The organism is Staphylococcus sp. GDY8P67P, from assembly GCF_017892545.1.
GTDB lineage: Bacteria > Bacillota > Bacilli > Staphylococcales > Staphylococcaceae > Staphylococcus > Staphylococcus ureilyticus.
This window is the reverse complement of record NZ_JAESLH010000006.1, coordinates 189,644-195,916: the sequence shown is the minus strand read 5'-3', so window position 1 is coordinate 195,916 and position 6,273 is coordinate 189,644. Positions and strand designations below refer to the sequence as shown.

Below are 6,273 nucleotides of genomic sequence, written 5' to 3'. Positions count from 1 at the left end.
GTAGTACATATGGCTGATCTTCTCAGAGCCCTTATCAGGGCTGGTCAGTAACAAAGGCTTATAGCCGAAGAACAAACCACCCGTTATACGGGTGGTTTTGATTTTAATTATAATTGGCTCATTGAGTTACTACTTTTCTCATATTAAATACCATTAATACCAAGAAATAAAGGTTCTAATAGGACGTCTACTTTAAGATTTACTCTAAAACAATTCATTGTTTTATAAGACGGTGTTTGATTTTGTGAGAGCTACAACTTTCAGATACAATCATTAAACAGTTTTTCAGTTACAAGACCAAAGCATTCAGATTGTCTGTATGCATGTAGAATAATTTTTAACATCATTTTGGTTGATATAAGACCTTGTTTTTGAGTATTTTAATGTGAAATGACATATGAATACGTTGTATTTTGGCGAGTCGCTTGAGGGAACAGGACAAGCTGAAGCTGCGCCTAAGAAAGCGAGCCAACAATATGAAGTATAGAAACAAATTAAGAAGCACTCCGATGAATTGAATCATCAGAGTGCTATTTTTTTTAAGATCTATGTCTCAGAATCTTTCCTATGTTAAAAATCAAAATTCAGCATTAGAATAGATTGATAAATGTAGTAACGATTGGGACGCCAAGTAAATCAATTAAAAATGCACCTACAATCGGTACGACCAGATATGATTTTGGTGAAGCACCGAATTTTTTGGTAATAACATCTAAGTTTGCCATAGCGTTTGGAGTTGCACCTAGACCATGACCAATAAACCCACCAATCATTACAGCTGCATCGTAATCTTTTCCTAAACCGCGGAATACGATAAAAATTGAGAATAACACGATAAATACTACTTGTATTAAAACAATAATAATTAAAGGTAAAGCTAATTGATATATTTCTGTAAGTTGTATACTCATCAAAGCGATTGATAAGAAAAGGCTTAGTGATATGTCACTAATTTTATCAACGAATTTCATATCAATAAGATTTAAATTATTATATTCAGAAATATTACGAATGATAACTGCTACAAACATTGCACCAACATATATAGGAATATTGATACCAGTTAATTCAGAGAATGTATTTCCTAAATATGAACCAATTGCCATACAAATAGTTACAATCGTAAATTGTAAGAAAAAGATGGTAGTAGGGTTCATGCGATTATGTAAGTATTCATTAGATTTCACGTTACCATAGTCTGTTGTTGTTTCTTCTGCATGTTCTGATTTTAAATTATACTTAGTTATTAAAAATTTTACTACAGGGCCACCGACTAAACCACCAGCTACAAGGCCTAGTGTTGCTGCTGCTAAAGCTGCGGTCAATGCAGAATCAAACCCCATGTCTCGAATAGTTTGCCCATAAGCAGCTGCATTACCATGGCCACCTTCCATAGACATAGAACCAGCTGTTAAGCCTAATAATGGTGGAATGTTTAATACTTTTGCTAATGAAACACTAATTAGGTTTTGGAAGACTGCAAGAAAACCGCAGAATATAAAGTATAAAATGAGTACTTTTCCGCCTAAACGTAGTAACTTTAAAGAAGCGCCTAATCCAATTGTTGTAAAGAACGCAAGCATAAAGAAGTTTTGTATGAATTCAGAATCTAGTTTGATTGTTATAATGTTCGTAGATTGTAAAATTGCAACTAAAATCGAGAAGATTAAGCCTCCGATAACAGGTGCTGGGATACAAAGCTTTCTTAATATTGAAACATGATTAACAATAAATATACCTAACAGGTATAACAAACTTGCGATTGCTAAAGTAGTAATTGCATCTAGCTCTAGCATTTTCAATCCCCCTTATATTTCAAATGAAACTCTCCTGTGTGTCTTGTTATATGGATGGAGTCGTGTGCAAAATGACAATAAAGAAAGTGCTTACAAAACTCCATGCTATCTATTATACATATTTAAATCGCATAAATCTAGTTTGGAATTAAATACTAAATAGAATAAATAGTGATTGTTTTATTTGTAATCTTCAGACAATAATACTATTGTCTGATACGCAAAAATTAAAGGGGAATTAATCAGGGATATTTATAGCACAGTACCTTGCAATGTACAGTAGTGTGTGTTATATTCTGTTTGACAGCTACTGTGTAATGTATAGTACTGGTTTCCCATAGGAGGTAACATATGAATAGTCAATTTAAAAAAGGCGCACTTGAACTTATTGTGTTGCTAATAATCAAAAGAGATGACCAGTATGGTTACTCGCTCGTTCAAAATATTTCGAGGCATATGAGTATTGCAGAAGGAACAGTATATCCATTGTTACGAAGATTAGTGAAAAATGGAGAACTCACGACATACTACCAACCTTCTTCAGAAGGACCAGCAAGGAAGTATTATAAAGTGACTGACCAAGGTAATGACAGGTTAGCTGATTTATTACATGAATGGCGATCATTTTCAAGTATTGTAGAAATATTTATAAAGGAGAGTGAATGGAATGACTAAAAACGAATTTTTAAAACAATTGCATAAACATTTAAAACATGATTCTGATGCAGAACGACAAGATATTTTAAATGAATATGAAACACATTTTTATAGTGGACTGAAAGAAGGTAAATCAGAAGCACAAATTTCAGAGGAGTTAGGAGATCCTAGAACTTTAGCTAAAGAAATGAATGCGACAGCTGCTGTAGAAAAAGCTGCTGACAGTAAAAAATTTGGTGACGTAGGAAATGCCATTTTTGCAGTGATGGGTTTAAGTATATTAAATTTCTTTGTAATTTTAGTACCGTTTGTTTTCGTGTTGAGTATCGTTGTTTCATTGATTGTCACTACAATTTCATTCGTTTTAAGTCCAATATTGTTATTAGTGAAAGGGTTTTTAAGTGGGTTTGAAAATATATTACTTTTTGATGTTTATGCGATAGGTGCATTGTTCGGTATGGGATTAATGTTATTTGTGATTACGTATTTAATTACTAAAGCATTTTATTTAATTTGTGTGAAGTATCTCAAATGGAACATAAACGTGGTGAAAAGGAGTGGAGTTTCATGAAGAAAACACTAATTATCCTCTTCATAATTGGATTAATTATAACGATTGTTTGTGGCATTGGTGTGGTAAATCAGTTTCAAGTAGAAAGTGAAAAATCGAAAGAAGTCACTGAGAACTATCATAAAGTATATGACAATAATGCTGAGGTGAAAAAACTCAATGTAGATTTGAGCAACAGTAATATAAAATTAAAAAGAGGAGATCAACTTAAAGTTGAATCACGAGGCACCAACGATAAAATAAACATGGATACTACGGTGAAAAACGGAACGTTATATGTGAAAGATAAACCATTAGACAGCAATGTTGATATCACATTTATGGATTTTAAGCATAATGATGTCACGATTACTTTACCAAAATCATTAAGTCATTTAAATGTTAATACTGAATCCGGTTCGATTATGGTTGATCAAATAAAAGCGGATTATGCTAAATTATATGCGGATGTAGGGAAATTGAATATTAGTCATGCAAAATTTGACCGTTTAATTGCTGAGGTTGATGTTGCGGATATGCATGTGACAAAAACTCAATTTAATTCGGGTGAGTTCAAAGGTGATACTGGCTCAATTGATATCAAAGATATGCCAATTGATAAACCGGTTAAAGTGAAAACGGATGTGGGCGATATAACAATGGATTACACGGACAAACAGCCTAACAATACACGGATAGAATTTGATAGTGACGTAGGAGAGCTGGATATTAACAATCACTTGTTTAAAAACAAACAAGTAGGAAATGGATCAAATCTCATTCATATTAAAACAGATACAGGTGATGCTGAAATCAACTAAATCTGTAAGATTAATTATTAAGTAACAGTGTGTGAGCATAAGTCAATTGGATTTTGGCTCATGCTCACATTTTATTTTTAGCATGAGACGTGGTGAGATTTTAAATTTCTGTGTTTACTCATTTTTTGATATACTATATGCCATATAAAATTACTAGGTTTATCAGGAGGAGTGTTATGCAGGAATTTAATAGAAGTGATAAGCAATATGGTTTTTTAGCACTTCTGCCATTAGTCATATTTTTAGGGTTATACATTGGTGTAGGTATTACTTTTACCATAATGGGTAAGGAAGATGCTTTTGATCAATTACCAAGACATGTTGCTATTTTTATTGGCATCATTATTGCTTGGACATGCTATGATAGAAAAACAAAGTTCACTAAAAAAGTTGAAATATTTACAGAGCATGCAGGTAACTCCGGTATTGTTAATCTAGGTCTAATTCTCTTATTAGCAGGCGCTTTTTCTACGGTGACATCGGAAATGGGCGGTAAAACAGCAATGGTGAATATGGGACTTACTGTAATCCCACCAAGTCTGCTTATACCTGGGATATTTATTATGAGCGGTTTTGCTGCACTAACCTTAGGTACTTCTACGGGGGCACAAGCTGCATTTATTCCTGTAGGTGTTGCTGTAGCACAAGCTGCGGATTTAAATGTTGCAGCAGCTGGTGCCGCTGTGATTGCTGGTGCATATTTTGGTGATAATTTATCCATTATTTCAGATACGACAATTGCAGCAACAAATGGTGTCGGTGCTAAAATGAAAGATAAATTTAAGATGAATGTGTTGATTGCACTACCTGCTGCACTTATTACTGCAATGATATATGCAGTTGTGGGTGGAACGGGTAAAGTAGAAGGTGACTTAAGTTTTAACTTTATCAATATACTGCCGTATCTATTTGTACTTGTAGCAGCAATCGCAGGTCTAGATGTGATTTTAGTGCTAATCATTGGCATTATAATGGCAGGTATCATTGGTCTGGCTCAAGGTAATTTGGGAATATTTCAGTTTACGAAAGCTATAGGTGAAGGTATGGAAAGTATGTTCCTTATTTTTCTTGTGGCGTTTTTAGTATCAGGACTGGTGGCGTTAATCCGATATTATGGTGGTATTGATTGGATCATTAAGACAATGAAAGAGAAAGCAAAAGGCCGTAAAAGTGCGGAATATGTGATTAGTTTAATGTCTGGTGTGCTTTCTGCTGCTTTATCACATAACACGTTAGCTATTTTAATTTCTGCGCCTATCGCTAAAGAAATTGGAGATGAATATAAGGTACCGCCTAAACGAATGGCAAGCTTATTAGATATATTTGCTTGTTGTGCCTTAATGGTGTTGCCACATGATAGTGGTATGTTAATGGTTGAACAGTATGGTGATGTTTCTTATATAGAAGTTTTAAAATACACATTTTATCCTGTGATATTTGTTGTTTGTACTGTTATTACGATACAATTCGGTTTACTTGATAAAGATAAAAAACTTTCTAAATAATTTTTAGTTTGTTTGTGGTAATGCGTAGAAAAGTAAAACATATATCATAGACGAGCATTTAAAATGAGCGATTATAATTCAAATAGTTTAATAATATTTTAGGAAACAGAGCATATATTAAATATAAAGCTCTGTTTCCTTTTTTAACGCCATGTATCCTGTGGCGGTACCGTAGAACGTTTTGATATTCTGGAAACGTACGGATTGCCTTTAACGATAAAACGAAGTGGTTTTTGTGTCCATTCACCTTTATTGGGGATACCAATTCTCGGTGTTTCCTCGATATGTTTAGGGTATTTACGGTTTTTAGTATCTATTTTTAGATGGCCTTCATTTAATCGTGAACCATCCAGATGTCTTGGTATATTAAATGCTTTAGTCCATTTTCCAGGGCCATTTGTTAATTCAAAGCCGTCTTTGTTTCTATTTAAGCGCATTGCTTCAATATTCTCTTCTGGTTCAACAGCACGTATCAGTACACCTTCAGGTACACCTTCTAATTGCGTTACAAAGTTGATAAGTAGATGGGTATGCATCACATGCGCATAAATTGTGCCACCCAGTTTATATAAAGATTCTACTTTGGGTGTGCGTTTGCCATTAAATCCGTGAGCAGCTTGATCTTTTTTTCCAACATATGCTTCAGTTTCAACAATGTATCCTGTAAACGTATGTAATTCATCTTCGAAAATGACACGTACGCCTAATAAATCTTTGGCGATAGTGACTGTATCTCGCTGTAAAAAATCCATTTACTAATCCTCCATATAATAGTTTTAGAAATTAAATGTTTTTCAAACTTTTTTATTAAATTGTAAAATTGTGTTACAACCATGTGTAAATTTTGGTAGAATAACTTTATAAGTTTACTAAAAATTAAAAAGTGTAGTTAAAGTATCAATGACTATATTAAAGTTAAATAAACATTATATCAAATGAACTTG

Annotated in this window: 6 protein-coding genes and 1 pseudogene; 4 read left to right on the top strand and 3 right to left on the bottom strand. The window is 33.4% G+C overall.

Annotation, left to right across the window (positions count from 1 at the left end; genetic code table 11):
• Positions 1-161: 161 nt before the first annotated feature.
• Both KA833_RS13845 and gltS read right to left on the bottom strand, forming a co-directional pair.
• Positions 162-350: pseudogene (locus KA833_RS13845) on the bottom strand (IS5/IS1182 family transposase); the annotation flags it as partial.
• Positions 351-590: 240 nt separating this feature from the next.
• A complete protein-coding gene (gltS, locus tag KA833_RS03455; protein WP_046208523.1) occupies positions 591-1,796 on the bottom strand; it encodes a sodium/glutamate symporter in 1,206 nt (401 codons plus the stop codon).
• 351 nt (positions 1,797-2,147) lie between these two features.
• On the opposite strand from gltS, the gene KA833_RS03450 reads away from it, so the two are divergent.
• The 4 genes from KA833_RS03450 to KA833_RS03435 all read left to right on the top strand — a co-directional run bounded on the left by KA833_RS03450 (position 2,148) and on the right by KA833_RS03435 (position 5,329).
• Positions 2,148-2,471 carry a PadR family transcriptional regulator gene (locus tag KA833_RS03450; RefSeq protein WP_046208522.1) on the top strand — a complete coding sequence of 108 codons (324 nt, stop codon included), beginning with the start codon at positions 2,148-2,150 and terminating at the stop codon, positions 2,469-2,471.
• On the top strand, positions 2,464-3,024 hold the full coding sequence (locus KA833_RS03445) for an HAAS signaling domain-containing protein (RefSeq protein ID WP_210128001.1): 561 nt from the start codon (positions 2,464-2,466) through the stop codon (positions 3,022-3,024). Before KA833_RS03450 ends, KA833_RS03445 begins: the two co-directional genes overlap by 8 nt.
• Positions 3,021-3,824: a DUF4097 family beta strand repeat-containing protein gene (locus tag KA833_RS03440; protein WP_210128002.1), complete on the top strand. Its 804-nt coding sequence runs from the start codon at positions 3,021-3,023 to the stop codon at positions 3,822-3,824. The genes KA833_RS03445 and KA833_RS03440 overlap by 4 nt, the downstream gene beginning before the upstream one ends.
• 176 nt (positions 3,825-4,000) lie before the next feature.
• Positions 4,001-5,329, top strand: coding sequence for a Na+/H+ antiporter NhaC family protein (locus KA833_RS03435; RefSeq protein ID WP_046208519.1), 1,329 nt, complete (start codon positions 4,001-4,003; stop codon positions 5,327-5,329).
• Between the two features lie 143 nt (positions 5,330-5,472).
• Here KA833_RS03435 and KA833_RS03430 read toward each other — a convergent pair whose 3' ends face one another.
• Positions 5,473-6,081: a DNA-3-methyladenine glycosylase gene (locus KA833_RS03430; protein ID WP_046208518.1), complete on the bottom strand. Its 609-nt coding sequence runs from the start codon at positions 6,079-6,081 to the stop codon at positions 5,473-5,475.
• Positions 6,082-6,273 lie beyond the last annotated feature (192 nt).

Coding starts and splice junctions, on each gene's coding strand:
- gltS (WP_046208523.1), bottom strand. CDS start 1,796: ATGCTAGAGCTAGATGCAATTACTACTTTAGCAATCGCAAGTTTGTTA.
- KA833_RS03450 (WP_046208522.1), top strand. CDS start 2,148: ATGAATAGTCAATTTAAAAAAGGCGCACTTGAACTTATTGTGTTGCTA.
- KA833_RS03445 (WP_210128001.1), top strand. CDS start 2,464: ATGACTAAAAACGAATTTTTAAAACAATTGCATAAACATTTAAAACAT.
- KA833_RS03440 (WP_210128002.1), top strand. CDS start 3,021: ATGAAGAAAACACTAATTATCCTCTTCATAATTGGATTAATTATAACG.
- KA833_RS03435 (WP_046208519.1), top strand. CDS start 4,001: ATGCAGGAATTTAATAGAAGTGATAAGCAATATGGTTTTTTAGCACTT.
- KA833_RS03430 (WP_046208518.1), bottom strand. CDS start 6,081: ATGGATTTTTTACAGCGAGATACAGTCACTATCGCCAAAGATTTATTA.